The 16153-nt window shown below is 43.4% G+C and carries 13 protein-coding genes; 9 read left to right on the forward strand and 4 right to left on the reverse strand.

All coding sequences use genetic code 11. The features are described 5' to 3' along the window. Positions 1-54: 54 nt before the first annotated feature. Positions 55-1062 carry a rod shape-determining protein gene (locus tag V7K44_RS27710; RefSeq protein WP_104908541.1) on the reverse strand — a complete coding sequence of 336 codons (1008 nt, stop codon included), beginning with the start codon at positions 1060-1062 and terminating at the stop codon, positions 55-57. Positions 1063-1434: 372 nt separating this feature from the next. Here V7K44_RS27710 and V7K44_RS27715 point away from each other — a divergent pair, with 372 nt between their 5' ends. Next, the gene (locus V7K44_RS27715) at positions 1435-1797 is read left to right on the forward strand and encodes a single-stranded DNA-binding protein (RefSeq protein WP_194040300.1); all 363 of its coding nucleotides are present in this window, start codon (positions 1435-1437) and stop codon (positions 1795-1797) included. Positions 1798-1929: 132 nt separating this feature from the next. Here the strand turns inward: V7K44_RS27715 and V7K44_RS27720 are convergent, their stop codons facing one another. Further along, on the reverse strand, positions 1930-2673 hold the full coding sequence (locus V7K44_RS27720) for an SIMPL domain-containing protein (RefSeq protein ID WP_334936444.1): 744 nt from the start codon (positions 2671-2673) through the stop codon (positions 1930-1932). Between the two features lie 325 nt (positions 2674-2998). Here V7K44_RS27720 and V7K44_RS27725 point away from each other — a divergent pair, with 325 nt between their 5' ends. From V7K44_RS27725 to murI, 5 genes are all read left to right on the forward strand, one after another. After that, entirely contained in the window at positions 2999-4477 is a 1479-nt protein-coding gene (locus V7K44_RS27725; RefSeq protein WP_334936412.1) for a cation:proton antiporter, read from the forward strand. A gap of 615 nt (positions 4478-5092) precedes the next feature. Continuing rightward, the gene (locus tag V7K44_RS27730) at positions 5093-6973 is read left to right on the forward strand and encodes an N-acetylmuramoyl-L-alanine amidase (protein WP_334936414.1); all 1881 of its coding nucleotides are present in this window, start codon (positions 5093-5095) and stop codon (positions 6971-6973) included. 349 nt (positions 6974-7322) lie between these two features. Continuing rightward, positions 7323-7478 (forward strand): hypothetical protein, encoded by a 156-nt coding sequence (locus V7K44_RS27735; protein WP_322690425.1) that lies wholly within the window; start codon positions 7323-7325, stop codon positions 7476-7478. Then, positions 7475-9391 carry an N-acetylmuramoyl-L-alanine amidase gene (locus tag V7K44_RS27740; protein WP_334936416.1) on the forward strand — a complete coding sequence of 639 codons (1917 nt, stop codon included), beginning with the start codon at positions 7475-7477 and terminating at the stop codon, positions 9389-9391. The genes V7K44_RS27735 and V7K44_RS27740 overlap by 4 nt, the downstream gene beginning before the upstream one ends. 129 nt (positions 9392-9520) lie before the next feature. Further along, entirely contained in the window at positions 9521-10387 is an 867-nt protein-coding gene (gene murI, locus V7K44_RS27745; protein WP_322705535.1) for a glutamate racemase, read from the forward strand. A 73-nt stretch (positions 10388-10460) separates the two neighbouring features. Here murI and V7K44_RS27750 read toward each other — a convergent pair whose 3' ends face one another. Further along, complete coding sequence (locus V7K44_RS27750; RefSeq protein ID WP_334936448.1) at positions 10461-10613, reverse strand: hypothetical protein; 153 nt, start codon at positions 10611-10613, stop codon at positions 10461-10463. Positions 10614-11580: 967 nt separating this feature from the next. Here V7K44_RS27750 and sds point away from each other — a divergent pair. Continuing rightward, positions 11581-12552 (forward strand): solanesyl diphosphate synthase, encoded by a 972-nt coding sequence (gene sds / locus V7K44_RS27755; protein WP_334936418.1) that lies wholly within the window; start codon positions 11581-11583, stop codon positions 12550-12552. Between the two features lie 556 nt (positions 12553-13108). On the opposite strand, the gene V7K44_RS27760 is transcribed toward sds, so the two are convergent. Continuing rightward, entirely contained in the window at positions 13109-13582 is a 474-nt protein-coding gene (locus V7K44_RS27760) for a hypothetical protein (protein ID WP_289798857.1), read from the reverse strand. A gap of 204 nt (positions 13583-13786) precedes the next feature. On the opposite strand from V7K44_RS27760, the gene hetZ reads away from it, so the two are divergent. Together hetZ and V7K44_RS27770 are read left to right on the forward strand one after the other, a co-directional pair. After that, positions 13787-14992 carry a heterocyst differentiation protein HetZ gene (hetZ, locus tag V7K44_RS27765; RefSeq protein ID WP_334936421.1) on the forward strand — a complete coding sequence of 402 codons (1206 nt, stop codon included), beginning with the start codon at positions 13787-13789 and terminating at the stop codon, positions 14990-14992. After that, the gene (locus V7K44_RS27770; RefSeq protein ID WP_334936423.1) at positions 14985-15962 is read left to right on the forward strand and encodes a PatU; all 978 of its coding nucleotides are present in this window, start codon (positions 14985-14987) and stop codon (positions 15960-15962) included. Before hetZ ends, V7K44_RS27770 begins: the two co-directional genes overlap by 8 nt. Positions 15963-16153: the final 191 nt, after the last annotated feature.

Genomic DNA, 16153 nt, shown 5'->3' on the forward strand with positions numbered 1-16153 from the left:
TTATATAAAACCCAAATAGAACTCAAATAGAACTCAATTCTGATATTTTTTTTGTTACATATTGCGAGAGCTTTCGGTAACAACTCGTTCCAACTGTTTAAAGTTTTCTAACACACGACCAGTTCCCAGCACAACGCAGCTCAAAGGATCGGCAGCAATATGGGTAATAATCCCTGTTTCATGGCTAATGAGGGTATCTATGCCTTTGAGCAAAGCACCGCCACCAGCTAACATAATACCTCTGTCAATAATGTCTGCTGCCAGTTCTGGCGGTGTGCGTTCTAGTGTCCGCTTCACAGCTTCGATAATTACTGATAGCGGTTCCAACATACTTTCACGGATTTCTGGTCCTTTGATTGTTACAGTTCGTGGTAAACCAGAAAGCAGGTGTAAACCTCGGACTTCCATCATGGCGTCATTATCATCATTAGTCGGATAAGCAGAACCCATCCGAATCTTGATTTCCTCGGCAGTACGTTCACCAATGACTAAGTTATGAACTTTCTTAATATACTGAACGATCGCATCAGTTAGTTCATCTCCAGCAATGCGTACTGATTCGCTGATTACCGTACCTTGAAGACTCAGCACTGCAACTTCTGTTGTCCCACCACCAATATCGATGATCATGTTGCCTGTAGCTTCGGCAACAGGTAGTCCTGCACCAATGGCCGCAGCTACAGGCTCATCGATTAAATAAACTTTTCTAGCTCCTGCTTGGTGAGCCGCATCCATCACCGCTCGTCTTTCTACTCCTGTAACACCACTGGGTATGCCAATGACAATCCGGGGTAAAATCAAAGATTTACCTTCATTTACACGCTGAATAAAGCTTTTCAGCATCAGTTCGGCGATCTCAAAGTCAGCGATTACACCATCCCGCAAAGGACGGAGAGCAATCACATTTCCTGGTGTGCGACCGAGCATTTTTTTGGCTTCTTCTCCTACTGCTAGTGCAACCTTTTCGTTGACATCGATAGCAACTACAGAAGGTTCTTGTAGTACAATACCTTTACCAGATACATAAACTAGGGTGTTTGCGGTACCGAGGTCGATACCCATATCCCATGAAGTGCGAAAGTTCCTAAAAAGACCCACGCGTGTCTAAGCCCCCTATGTGCGATACTTTTTGACTACAACGGTAATAGTTAATTGTGCCGGATTCGATTACGAATGTATCCTGAGTTGAGTAAACTAGACTATATTTTTATATGATTCCCAGGAATATTTAATATGTCTCAAGCTCCGTACCTTTTGATATTCTCTGGTTAGATTAATATATCCGTATATTTTTATGTGTTTCTCCAAATAGTGTGTATAAATTTTCAAGTCAATTATATTGTTAACTGTTTAACACATTATTTTCAAGTCTTTCACAATTCGCTATGATGAAAGTCGAAATTGTTAAGTACGTTTGTACTGAAAGGTAACGCGATGAGTATTAATGTTGTCACCCTCATTGGTCGTGTAGGCGGCGACCCAGAGATTAAGTATTTTGAGTCTGGTAGTGTGAAGTGTCGATTGACACTAGCTGTTAATCGTCGCACAAAAGAAGGTGAACATACCGACTGGTTTAATTTGGAACTATGGGGAAAAACGGCGGAGGTGGCAGGTAATTATGTACGTAAAGGCAGGCAAATTGCTGTCAAAGGTTCTTTGAAATTTGACACATGGAGCGATCGCCAAACAGGAGCAAACCGCTCATCGCCAGTTATCCAAGTAGATCAGCTGGATTTATTAGGCTCTAAGCGAGATGCAGAAGGTGGTACAGGAGATATGTCTTCAGAACATTTTTAATTGGGCATTCCTTCTCTGCGAGACGCTACGCGTAGCTTGCTTCCCCGGAGGGGTACGGCTCCGCTCAGGGCAAGTGGGCATTGATTATTAGTCCTTTGCCTTTACAAATGACAAAGGACAAATGACCAATGACTAATAACTAATTTGCAGCGTCACCGATGCTTCTACTTGCTGTTCACCACCAACAATAGGGGTGGAAGCATCAGCTGATTTTGCAGCCTCAGCCCGTAAAAACATTGGTGGTGGTGGAGGCGCACTGGCATTATTAACTTGAATGCTGACTATTTCTTTGGATTTAAAACCCAAGGCACTGAAAACTGCATCAGCTTGCTGCCGTGCATCTTGAGTAGCTTCTTTTAATGCTAGTTTTTGAGCTGCTGCGATCGCTTCATCATTCGCAACAAAAGTAATGCCGTTAATTTGTGTTGCACCGGCTTTGACTGCATCATCTAATAATGTCCCAGCTTGTTCAACAGGAATACTAAAACTCACAGTGTTAGTGGCAGCATAGCCTGTAATCCGCTGTACATTATTGGTGTAGCTGTAAACCGGATTGAGACGAATACCGGTAGTTTGTAATTTTTCAACATTTTTGCTCTTGAGAAACGCAACCACCGCCGATGACCTCTGAGCGGCTTCTTGCTGTACCTCCTGGGCTGTTTTCCCCTGAATCTCTACTCCTAAACTGACTTGTGCCAGAGTTGTCGGAATTGTTTCCACTCCGCGACCACTGACACTAAGGGTTCGCCACAATTTATCTTTTTCTTGTGCGAATGCAGGTAGTACAAAAGTTGCACATACAAGCATTGCTAAAGGCAGTATTTTCCACAAGTTTCCAGATGGAAACTGAGAACCGGATAAAGTGGCTCTAGTCATAATATTTGCACTCCTCAAAGTATCCACAGATGTTTTGAATAAATGTATGTAGCAATCTTCTGGTGGTCGTTGAGAGTCAACAGCCACCATTAGTTTTTCACAACTCAAGTGCGATCGCTAGATACGATTTGTATGTTCTTACTTTGACACTGCGATCGTCAAAAACTGAAATGGTTACATTTTTTGAAACTAAAAAAATTACACTAGTACTGCACAGCGTAAATGAAACGTTTACGCCGTATTCATTTTGAATTCGGACTGCTTCACCATAGGATGTTTTTCAGAAACGCGTCAGAATCAAAGAGAAGGATTTTCAGAGAACCTAATGCATTTGTTAGATCCAATCAACTTCTCTTTTCCTCTGCTGGCCAGCGCAACACAAGCCGCAGACAGTTCAATGGTAGTCGAAGCAGTGCTACTAAGCTTAGTAGTCGTTTATCTCGCCAGTAAAGTTGGTGGAGAGTTATCAAACCAAGTGGGTTTGCCGCCTGTTTTAGGCGAACTCGTTGGCGGTGTGGTAGTTGGCATCTCTGTTTTCCATCTTTTAGTGTTTCCAGAAGGCGGCACAGACAGTTCTAACTCTTTGATCGTGTCCTTCCTTCAAACCACTGCTGGTTTAACGCCTGAAGCTGCTCCAGCAGTGTTTGCAGCCCAGTCCGAGGTCATTTCCGTTTTGGCAGAATTGGGTGTGATTATTCTGCTGTTTGAAATCGGCTTGGAGTCGAATTTAAAAGATTTAATGGCAGTTGGTATCCAAGCCACTGTCGTCGCAATAGTCGGGGTAGTAGTACCCTTTGCCGCCGGTACTGTGGGACTGATGACTTTGTTTGGTATTAGCGCTATACCTGCAATTTTTGCCGGGGCGGCTTTGACTGCCACTAGTATTGGTATTACATCCAAAGTGCTGTCAGAACTGGGGCGACTCAATTCTAAAGAAGGGCAGATTATTTTGGGTGCTGCTGTAATTGATGACGTATTAGGAATCATCGTTTTAGCGGTAGTTGCCAGTTTAGCTAAAGACGGCGTGGTGGATGTCAGCAAAGTCATTTATTTGATTATCAGCGCCACTGGTTTTATTTTGGGAGCAATCCTACTAGGCAATGTTTTCAATAAGTCCTTTGTAGCGATCGCTGATAAACTCAAAACACGCGGTGGACTGGTAATCCCAGCATTCATCTTCGCCTTTGCTATGGCATACCTTGCCGCCGTCATCCACTTAGAAGCAATTTTGGGAGCTTTTGCGGCGGGTTTAGTCCTAGAAGAGACAGATAAGCGCAAAGAACTGCAAACGCAAGTCTGTCCCATTGCCGATATGTTAGTGCCAATTTTCTTTGTGACTGTTGGGGCAAAAACTGATTTGGGAGTATTAAACCCAGCAATTCCCGACAATCGTGAAGGTCTAATTATGGCAACTTTCCTGATTACAGTAGCCATTCTCGGTAAAGTAATCACAGGTTTAAGCGTGTTTGGTCAACCAGAAATCAACCGTTTAGCGATCGGTGTGGGGATGATTCCTAGAGGCGAGGTTGGGTTAGTGTTTGCTGGTGTCGGCGCTGCCAGTGGCGCTCTCTCGAAACCATTAGGAGCAGCAATTATCATGATGGTTATCTTGACAACCTTTTTAGCTCCTCCGTTGTTACGATTTGTGTTTCCAGATCCAAAAACTGTGGACGGAAGCTCAGAGCAACTAATTTTAGACGGTTCTTCTGGGACTTCGTTGGTAATTGAACCACCTCAGTCGAGGGTGCCAGCATCAAATGACAGCAGCAATTTGGGAGTAACTCCAGATTCTGGCGATCGTTAATTATTAAGAATGGGGAATGGGGCATTGGGCATTGGGCATTGGGAAGAGAGAAAGAAACTTGTTCAATATAATCTCCCCTGCTCCCCTGCCCCTCTGCTCCCCTGCCCCTCTGCCCCAATTGTGCAGTGGAAACTTCTATCCTCAAATCTCCGTCCCGTGTGATTGTAGAATAATCATTTGTCTATAATTTCTACCAGCATTCAGAATGTTACTTAATTTCTAGTCTCTCTGGGCTTGTGAGCCTTTATCTGAATATTTTCCAGATAATTGGGGAGTAACACCCATAAATCTTGCTAGATCGTTTGACAGTAATGGGAATTATTTACTCAGTGCATCGATGGCAGCAAAGAACAAACACTTATCAGTAAACAGCTATCAATTATCAGTTTTCTAGCTTTATTGGGAGTCAGAGTTCTCCACCTGTAAAGTTGGAAGGTTTCGCATGGGGATTTAAACTTAATTTGAAACCCGATCGATGATTTAAGTGTGTCTAAATACTGACTTAAAAATCAAACAAGGTATTCAGAAGTCAAGTTTAAGTGGTGATGGTGTGATGATTTACCAATGAGTTGAGATATTGACGGCTCCCATGAATGTGAATTAGGAGAAAGGACTGTGAAATTACATTGGTTATTAGCCAGCACTATTGGAACTATCTTCATGCTATCGTCGCCAGCAATGGCCGCGAGACTTGAATCTTGGCGCTTTGATGCCAATCAAAACAGGCTGGAAATTAATACTGTGGGAGCAGTTCAACCCCAAGCACAACTAATTTTCAACCCAACTCGGCTGGTAATTGATTTGCCGGGAACTACATTTGGTCGTCCACAGTTAACCCAACAGGTGGGTGGTGGAATTCGCTCAATCCGTGTAGGACAGTTTGATGTAGATACAACACGCATAGTTGTCGAATTGACTCCTGGTTACAGTTTAGACCCGAAACGAGTGAAATTTGTTGGTACAACTGGCGATCGCTGGACGGTGCAATTACCGAAACCAGAAGTCGAAAAAGTAGCTTCATCTCCTAGAAGTGCTTACAGTGTAGTTACTCCAGACTCCGAACGTCAATCTAATATTTCAAGGGTTGCTACTACTACACGAGGGGCAACTCAAATTGAGAGCTTACAGGTAACAGGTGATGGGTTGTTCATTCGTACCAGTGGTGGTAATCCTCCGATTCAGGTAATTCGTAGCCGCGATCGCGCTACCATCTTCGTAGATATCTCTGGTGCATCTTTATCACCACGTCTGACGCAGCAGAGTAATATACCCGTTAACAAACATGGTATTAGCCGCGTCGAATTCACCTCATTGCAAAGCCAACCTCCTGGTGTCCGCCTAACTTTGCGGGTAGGTAAAAATAGCCCAGATTGGCGAGCAAGTAATAGTAACGATGGTGGTTTGATAGTTCTACCTAGTCGGATTGTCAGATTGCCTGGAAGTAATAATTCGGACAATCAGTCAGAAGCCGTTTCCTTTCCCAATAGACCATCTGCCAATAACTCGCCAGCAACAATTGAGTCTGTGCAACTTGCCGATAATGGCAAACAACTGCTAATTCGAGGCAACCAAACTTTATCTGCTACGGGAATCTGGGATAGATCCTTAGGTATTTTCCGCGTCACAATTACTAATGCCAAGTTAGCTCCCAGAGTTACAGGGCCTACTTTTGCTCCCAATAGCCCCATTCTTCGGGTACGTCTGCAACCTCAAGCATCCAATACAGTGGTTGTTTTAGTTCAACCCGCAGGAGGAGTGCAAATTGGGCAACCCCAGCAAATCGGCGACCAGCTTTTGGCTCTACCAATTCAAGGTTCTCGGCGAGTTGTCACCCTCCCCGGAAGGTCTCCCTTTGCTTTACCTGGACTACCACCGCCAAACCGCGGGCCATTCCCAGACCCAAACAATCCAAATCCTCAACCCCTAACACAACCACAGCGCCGAGTTACCAATGGGCGAGTGGTAGTTATTATTGACCCCGGACATGGTGGTAAAGACTCAGGAGCGCTTGGCATTGGGGGGGCACGCGAAAAAGATGTTATCTTGCCTATTGGTAAGAGACTTGCTGAGATTTTGCAGCAAAATGGCGTACAGGTTATTATGACGCGGGATTCTGACTATTTTGTTACCCTTCCGGGACGCGTGCAATTAGCAGAGCGAGCGAATGCTGATGTGTTTGTTAGCATTCACGCTAATTCAGCAGGTGCGAGTCGTCCAGATGTTAATGGCTTAGAAGTCTATTATTACGACAGTGGACTGGATCTAGCTCGCATTGTCCGTAGTAGCATTCTTCAAAGTATTGGTACTCTCAAAGATAGGGGAGTGCGGCGAGCCAGATTTTATGTCCTCAGAAAAAGTTCTATGCCCTCCATTCTCGTGGAAACGGGTTATATGACTGGTCGGCAGGATATGGCTAGGCTCAGAACTTCAGCTTACCAAAATCAAATGGCAGAAGCGATCGCTCGTGGCGTTCTTCAGTATCTAAAGAGAAGATAAGTAATTTAGTCTAAATTTCTAAATTGTTGAGTAAGTACATCTAATCTTTACCATTTTTATCCAATTTAGTAGTAAAACAATTTAAGTATTCTTGCGGCGGAATAAGAGTAGCTTCTTTGTTATTGTCATTTGATACTTTGCAAGTCAACAAATTTTGGATTTTAGACTTTCCTGCGGAACGCTACGCGTAGCTTGCTTCTTTGGAGGGTACGGCTACGCTCAGTCGAGCGATTTTGGATTTGTATCACCTACAACAGGTGTTAATGTAGCAAGACCCTAGTCTGGCAGAAAACTAAAATCGGGAATCTAAAATCTAAAATTGGCAGTCAAATTTATATAGGCTAGTGGCATGGCAAAATCAGAGGAGCGTGCTATATTTTACGCCATTAGCTGTGTCTTAATAACAGCGCAAAACTCAAGTGTGCGCGGTGACGGTGTGAGGATTAGCCAATATGTTGAGATGTTGACGGCTCCCATAAATGTGAATCAGGAGAAAAGACTGTGAAATTACGCTGGTTACTATCCAGTACTATTGGAACCATCTTCATGCTATCGTCGCCGGCAATGGCCGCGAGACTTGAATCTTGGCGTTTTGATGCCAATCAAAACAAGCTGGAAATTAATACTCAAGGGGATGTTCAACCCCAAGCACAATTAATTTTTAACCCAACTCGTCTAGTTATTGATTTACCAGGAACCTCATTTGGTCGTCCGCAGCTAACCCAACAAGTGGGCGGTGCAATTCGTTCTATTCGTGTTGGGCAGTTTGACGAACAAACAACGCGCATAGTAATTGAACTGACTCCTGGTTATAGTTTAGACCCCAAAAGAGTGCAATTTGTGGGTACAACTGGCGATCGCTGGACAGTGCAATTACCTACGCCAGAAGCCGACAATGTACCGACAAGAAACACTGAGGGGCAACCACAACAAGCTATAGCTACTGATACTTCACCCAGAACATCTACACAAACATTCCCCCCAAGGAATATTTACAATGTGGTGACACCAGGTTCTGTAAATCCACTGAACAATAGACCACTGAACAACAGAATGGTTGTCGCCAAAGTTACTCAAATTGAGAACTTACAAGTCACTGGTGATGGTTTTTTTGTCCGTACCAATGGTGGTAATCCTCAGATTCAGGTAAATCGTAGCAACGATCAGAAGGCAATTAACATCGACATTGCTGGCGCAACTCTATCACCAAGTTTAGAGCAGCGAGATTTATCGATTAATCGCTATGGTGTTAGCCGTATCCAGTTCACCCAGCTGCAAACCAGCCCATCTGTTGTTCGCCTGACTTTACAAGTGGATGAAAATAGTCCAAATTGGCGAGCAACCACTAGTAGTGTTGGTGGTTTTGTGGTTCTACCCAGTCGTGGAGTTGCTCAACTGCCTGGAAGTAACAGTCCACGTCCTGTAGCACCAAGTAACACACCTGCTAGCATTCAGTCTGTACAACTGGCTAATAATGGTACGCAACTGCTGATTCGAGCCGACCAAACTTTATCTGCTACAGGAGGCTGGGATAGAACCTCTGGTCTGTTCCGCATCACTATCAACAATGCTAAGTTAGCTCCCAAAGTCACAGGCCCGACTTTTAATCCTAATAGCCCGATTTTGCGGGTACGCCTGCAACCACAAGAATCCAACACTGTTACCGTCTTGGTTCAACCAGCCGCTGGAGTACAAATTGGGGAACTCAACCAGATTGGCGACCAGCTTTTAGCTTTAGAATTACGACGCTCTAGTAGCAGCATCACACCGCCCACTACTTTACCTCCCCTGCCATCAGTAGACCAAGGTCAATTACCAAATCCCATAGATAATCCCCGGCCAATCTCCCAGCCACGACCACGCCCCTCAGTTCCCAGAGGGAAATTGCTAGTAGTTATTGACCCAGGACATGGTGGAAAAGACTCAGGTGCCCCTGGTCTAGGGGGACTTTTAGAAAAGGATGTAATTCTGCCTATTGGGAAAAGGGTAGGAGCAATTTTAGAGCAAAACGGTGTACAAGCTGTACTCACGCGGGATGCCGACTTTTTTGTAGAACTTCAGGGACGGGTAGATATTGCCAAGCGAGTTAACGCGACTCTGTTTGTCAGCATTCACGCTAATTCCGTTGATAATCGCCCTGATGTCAATGGCTTAGAAGTTTATTATTACGATAGTGGTTATGGTCTGGCTGAAGTAGTTCGTAAAACCATTCTCCAGGATATCGGTACTATTAAAGACCGAGGAACCCGCAAAGCCAGATTCTATGTTCTTAGGAAAAGCTCCATGCCTTCGATTTTGGTAGAAACAGGCTATATGACTGGTTACGAAGATAATCCCAGATTGGGAACACGAGAATATCAAAATCGGATGGCAGAAGCGATCGCTCGTGGCATTCTAAAATACTTACAGCAGAGGTAATATAGTACAAATTACTAATTAAAGAGGTGTTATTTAAACTTCTTTTACGCGCAGAATTTAGTGGTCAATTTGGAGATTGTCTGCTAAATTCTGTATTTTAAATCCCAAAACCTAAATATATATCTGCCTGTGTATTCATCTTCCATTTTTGAAGGGAATCTTGACGATTTTTCCGAGCGAGAACCCCAACGTGCCCCAATTGGCATCTTTGATAGTGGTGTGGGTGGGCTGACAGTACTGCGACAAATATATCGACAACTCCCCAATGAATCAATTGTTTACTTTGGGGATACAGCTAGACTTCCTTATGGAATTCGTTCACAAGCAGAAATTTTACGATTTACACGTGAAATTATTACCTGGCTACAACAGCAGCAGGTAAAAATGGTAATTATGGCTTGCAACACCAGTTCTGCTTTAGCCCTAGAAACTGTGCGTCAAGAATTCAGCATACCCATTTTGGGAGTAATCCTACCGGGTGCAAAAGCTGCGGTGCAGCAAGGAAAGCGGATTGGTGTAATTGCCACTCCAGCTACAGCTAAGAGTAATGCTTATAAGCACGCTATTCTCGAAATTGCTCCTGATGTCCAAGTCTGGCAAGTTGGATGTCCAGAGTTTGTGCCACTGATTGAGCAAAACCGCATTCACGATCCTTACACTGCTGAAGTGGCACGAGCCTACCTAGAGCCTTTATTAGAGCAGGAAATTGACACCCTAGTTCACGGCTGCACCCATTATCCCCACCTTACACCAGTACTGCGATCGCTCCTCCCCTCTCAAGTCCAGTTGGTCGATCCAGCTGTTCATGTTGTGGCAGCTTGCGCCCAAGAACTAGACTTACTAGGCTTAAGAAATACTCATCTACCATTACCAACTCGCTTCGCCGTCAGCGGTTGTCCGCAACAGTTTTCCCAGTCAGGAGTGCAGTGGCTAGGCTATACCCCAATGGTTGAAGAGGTTTCCTTCACTGATATAGCTATTTCCCAACTCCAATAAAACTAATTAGTCCCTAGTCCTTAGTCCTTAGTCATTTATCGAAACAAATGGACAAATGACGAAGGACAAATGACTATTGACTATTAACTGATATCTCCTGCTTATGTTTTCCTTGGGTAGATGAAGGGAAACTTGTAGGAACAGTCTTTGTACCGGTTCGCTTCGCCAGTGCTAATAACAGGTAGACTGTAAACAAATATCCAGAGGCTAAAATAAAAATCATCATAGGTATACTTCCGTAAATCATTGTTCTACTAGCACCCTTCTAAACGAATATAAAATTCCATAAAATTAGTAGAACCTCAGCCAAGGAAGTGCATTCTTGATGGCTGTAGTTTCCTATGGTAAAATTACCTATAGAGACAAACTCCTCTACGGACAAAGAATTTATGAGCTAATGCGACTTCTTGCAGACCATAGATCCCACAACAGTTAGCTTGCCGTTTAGCAATCTAAAACTACGATTCTCAGCGGTCTACCCGATCTGCTTTATTTTTGCTCAAACTGCTGTCAAAAGAGCAATGCTTGCGCTCTACGTGCGCTGAGTACGTGTAGCGACTTCCCATAGGGATATCACACAGCTCCAAACCAGGAGTTTTGCCTATCGTAGGAAAAATTAAAGAATTTATTCCCTTAATCTAGCCGACGAATATTTATTTTAGACTCACAACACCAAGTCAGTAAAATCAACTAGTCGCTGACTTAACTTTTGGGGTGCGAATATCTTACAAAATTTAAAATTCCTATATTTTAGCGTAACACAACGACCCTGAATTTTGAGCTTATTCGGCTGCTAAATTTCAAATTTTTTGAATAGCTACACCTCAATCTGGAGAAATTTAGCCTTGCCTACTGGCGACGAATTTGAAATGCTGTATTTTTGTCAATAAGTAATATTGCTGAAATTATTTTTGGAACTGTGGCAAGAAAGGTGAGATGAGAAACTACTTAACACAATTTAATTTGGAATTTATCCTGTGTACTGAGAATTCATCTTTTAAGTTAGTTTAAAGTTTAAGTAGCCACAAAATGAGCATAATTACTCATTGACAAAAACCTAGACAACCTTAATTATCACCCATAGACTCAAAAAACGGGATTACCTTATGAAAACTTTGCGCTGGCACAGGGTTATCTTAAAATGAGTATAGGATATGTAAACTTTCGTAACCTAAGTCAGAGTCCGCCCATCCATGACCCCAGCCACCTCCCTGTTTACCCCTGTGGAAGCAGACCTGCGACTACTTGCAGATAACCTAAAACAGCTAGTTGGAAACCGCCACCCCATTCTGTTTGCAGCAGCCGAACATTTATTCGGAGCTGGGGGAAAGCGTATCAGACCAGCAATTGTCCTGCTAATATCGCGGGCAACAATGTTAGAACAAGACATTACACCGCGTCATCGCCGTCTTGCTGAGATTACAGAAATGATTCACACAGCAAGCTTGGTACATGATGATGTGGTAGATGAATCAGACGTGCGGCGAGGCGTTCCTACCGTTCATAGTTTGTTCGGGAACCGCATTGCCATCTTAGCAGGAGATTTTCTCTTTGCCCAATCCTCCTGGTATTTAGCAAACTTGGACAATTTGGAGGTAGTGAAACTCCTCTCAGAAGTCATTATGGATCTGGCTACTGGGGAGATTCAGCAGGGACTAAATCGTTTTGATGCTGGTATCTCTATTGAAACTTACATTGAGAAGAGTTACTACAAAACAGCTTCATTAATCGCCAACAGTTCTAAAGCTGCTGGGTTACTTAGTGAAGTCTCGCGAGAAACTGTTGAGCATCTGTATAGCTACGGTCGTCATTTTGGTATAGCATTTCAAATTGTTGATGACATTTTAGATTTCACCAGTACAACGGATACCTTGGGTAAACCAGCGGGGTCGGATCTTAAAAGTGGTAATCTAACTGCACCCGTTTTATTTGCTTTGGCAGAAAAACCATCTTTGGAAGTGCTGATTGAACGAGAGTTTGCTCAAGAAGGAGATTTAGAGCAAGCACTAGCACTGATTCAAGATAGTCAAGGTATACAGCAGGCGCGAGACTTAGCTGCTCACCATGCTAAGTTGGCAATTGAACATCTTGCAGTTCTCCCAGCCTCAGAATCTCATCAGGCATTGATTAACATAGCTGAGTACACACTAAGTCGCCTCTATTAAATCAGTTATCAGAATTCTCAGGTAGAAAGTGGGGATTTAGATGTAGGTGTGTTGTGGCTTACGTAACGCACCGAAAACCTGAAGTGTTGTGTTAACGCTTTAATGCACTAAAGCAGTTTTATGTTTAATTCAATCCACTTATTTAACAGGTAGAAAGTGGAGTTTTGTTTGGAGGTTCTTATTAGGGATTTCCAAAAAATAAATTACTTACTACTTCTGGGGTGGATAGTGTTCGACTGAGCGCACATTCTAAATACTTGCCCGCTTTTGGTTACTGGCCACCTCACAATAAAGAATGGGATATTTTTTGACGTGAAAGTTCTTAAGTATAAAACTCTGCTTCACTAGGAAACTAAAACTTAAAAACGGAAAAATGTTCACTGATAACTATTTTTTAATCAATTTTAGGTTTCAGCGAAAGTTGAGTCAGTCGTATGGTGGAACGGAAAGAAAAAATTTCTTTTTTTACTCATTTAGAAAACTTTTTTAAAGAAATTTGAGATTTAAAATTTTGGATGTGGGATTGTATCTAAAAAATCCCACATCCAAATTTTTTCTATGCAATATCAGGGGGGATCTGTTTAGGCGATCGCTGTTGTCGTAACTGTTTCTGCATAAGTTTTTCCAGTTCAGTGCGCCGAACTTCGACGGTATGAGTGGTCTTACCCGGCGTCTCCAAAAAAACGATACTATCTACGGGTTCTAATGCCACCATTTGGAACAAAATATGGGTGACAGGAGTAATTTTAGCTAGCATTTGAGGGTCAAGCCCAGCAGGGGAAATTAGAGAGACATCCTGTATGGTAGGGAAAGCGTAAATCACACGCTTTTCCAATCCTGGATTAGCACGATTGCTCAAAGTAGTTAAAACCCAGCTTGCCTCCGAATTTTGGAGAATATAGTACTGGGAGTAGCGTAATTTTTGAGCGATCGCTCTAAGGGCAGGAGCAATTGCTGCAACAAGATGTGGTGTCATACCATCGCGGGGTGCATTGTCAATCAGCAATTGAATTTGTGCTTCTAAATCCATAATGACTTGTATACGACTCCTGGGTAACGGCAATAACATCTATCAAGTGTGAACAATCCCATCAGAATTGGGAATAATAAAATCAGCCATATCCTCAATATAGGATTGGCCTGCGTTTAGCTTATACGTAAAACCAAACCAGCCAATACCCACAGTCGTACAGGTTGTATTTAAGTAAGTTAGGGTCTTTTGAAAACCGAGACTATGAATTCAGCCGCAACCGCAACTATTCCATCTGCAACTATTCTGGGAGAAAATTCTACAGGCGTGGAGGCGATCTTTCAACTCCTGTCCAAGGAGTTCCAGCAGTCAACTAAAGCTTCGGAACAGAATTGCCACGATGTAGCAAGACGTATTACCACCGAAGTCTACCGGATTTGTCATGAGAGTAAACGTATCCAAGCTTCTGGATCTGTAGAAAGCTCGGCGATGACCCTGGCTCGGCATCGGCTGCAACAGTGTCTCAGGTACTATCAGTTGGGTTCAAATCGGGGCAGGGTCGAATTACACAGTACTTTGAGTGCAATTATTTATCGATATATTAATCCTCCTCAGAAGCAATTGAGCTATCAAGGGCGGCTGACAATAATTGAAGATTTCCTCCAGAGTTTTTATCTAGAGGCGTTGAACGCTTTCCGGCGAGAAAATCAGCTTGGTGCCACTTATCGCCCTCAGACACTCTTGGAATTGTCCGAGTATATGGCATTTACCGAGCGCTACGGCAAGCGACGCATTCCTTTACCAGGTCGTCAGCAACAGCTAATTATCCTGCGGGCACAAACTTTTTCGCAACAGCAGCCTCCAGAAACCAGTGTAGATATAGAACAAGCCGCAGAAGGTAGCAATAATGAAGGTGACGGTTCTTGGGAAGAGCCAGCAGTTCACCAATTGCGCTCCACAATGGCAACGCAAGCCGAACCCGAACCCGAAGAAGACACCTTGCGTTCTGTTGTGGTTACGGAATTAATGAATTATCTCGAACAACGACAACAATCTGACTGCGCTGATTACTTTTCTCTTCGCCTCCAGGATTTATCAGCACAGGAAATTGAATCGGTTTTAGGTTTAACCCCTCGCCAGAGAGATTATTTGCAGCAGCGCTTTAAGTATCATTTGATTCGATTCGCCCTGTTGCACCGTTGGGAATTAGTTCACGAGTGGCTGGAAGCTTCTCTGCACACAAATTTGGGTTTAACTCCCCAGCAATGGCAAGTATACACAGCACAGCTGGACAATAAGCAACGGTCTTTATTAGAGTTGAAGCAACAAGGACAAGCTGATGAAAAAATAGCAAAAACTTTAGGGCTGTCAATGGCACAACTGCAAAAACGATGGTTTAAGATTCTTGAGCAAGCTTGGGAAATTCGTAACTCATTAGTTTCCGGATCGGGTGCATCTACTCATGAATAGTGACTCAGAATCCTTACAACACCGGTGTCTCGATTGGTTGTTGACAGATGATGTCAAAAATGACGAGCAATCGGTAGAATGTGAGGAAAATGACGGGGTAAAAAACCTCCTCAAGGAAGCCTCTGCCTCAAAAAGCAGTGAGTCAAAATTGGGAGGAACGCCCCAGACCTTTCAACTGGGAGAAATTCCTACTGTGCAAGATCGTTTTCAAGCTGTCCTTAAGAATCGGTTACAAATTCAAGCCCAAGAGCACCCACCGTTGTTCCCCTGGGAAACACAATTAATCGAATATCCTGATTTTGTTGATGAGCCTTCAATGACACTCGTTCCTAGCTGGGGATGGATGGTACAACAGTCGAAGTTGACCTTGCCAACTCGCTTACCGGAAAGAGTTTTCCAGCAATTGCTAGAACAATGTCAGGCTTTAGTGACATCTTCAGTGCCTTTGGGGGCAAAATTAGTTCAAGTGGTGGAGAACTTTTTTCCCAATGAGTCTCAAGCACTAAATGATATAGCTGGGTTGGTGCTAAGAAGCACCTATCGGTCTGCAAGTACTTTGGAGACAATGCCCGCTATTCAGAGCGATTACTCAGATTTACAACCGCGTCAACAGATGGCTTTGTCGTTGCTAGCAGCTAAACAACTGCTAGAAAATCTGACTCTACCAGTTTCAGCAACTAGTCCGGTGGTAGAAAGACAGTGGCTAACTAGTGTTGGTGCTTTGAACATCAGAGTAGAATACCAGTCTCTAGGTAAACTTACGAAGTTGCTTGTGCAAGCTGAGTTACCTGTTAAAGGAACTTTGACGCTACGGGGAAGTGGCACTTTAGCAATGACAACATCTTCGACTTCGGGATATTTAAATGTAGAGTTAGGCTGCGAGCAACTTAACCCAACTTATACCCTGGAAGTTGAGTTTCCAGAAATAGACGAACAGTCGTTGTTGTTTGTGATTAATCCCACGATTTAGGTTAAATTGCCACCGCTAGCACACTATGTCAATCAACGCCAATATATATTAAGAGGATTTTCCTGGTTTTGAAGCTTATCCTATTTTTCAATAAACGGTCATTAGGGTGTCTACGAGAAGCAGTTATTACAAAGACACAGGGACACGGGGATATGGGGACATGGGGATATTGAGAAAGTATTTGATTATTT

It is taken from the genome of Nostoc sp. (genome assembly GCF_036917235.1).
Lineage (GTDB): Bacteria > Cyanobacteriota > Cyanobacteriia > Cyanobacteriales > Nostocaceae > Nostoc.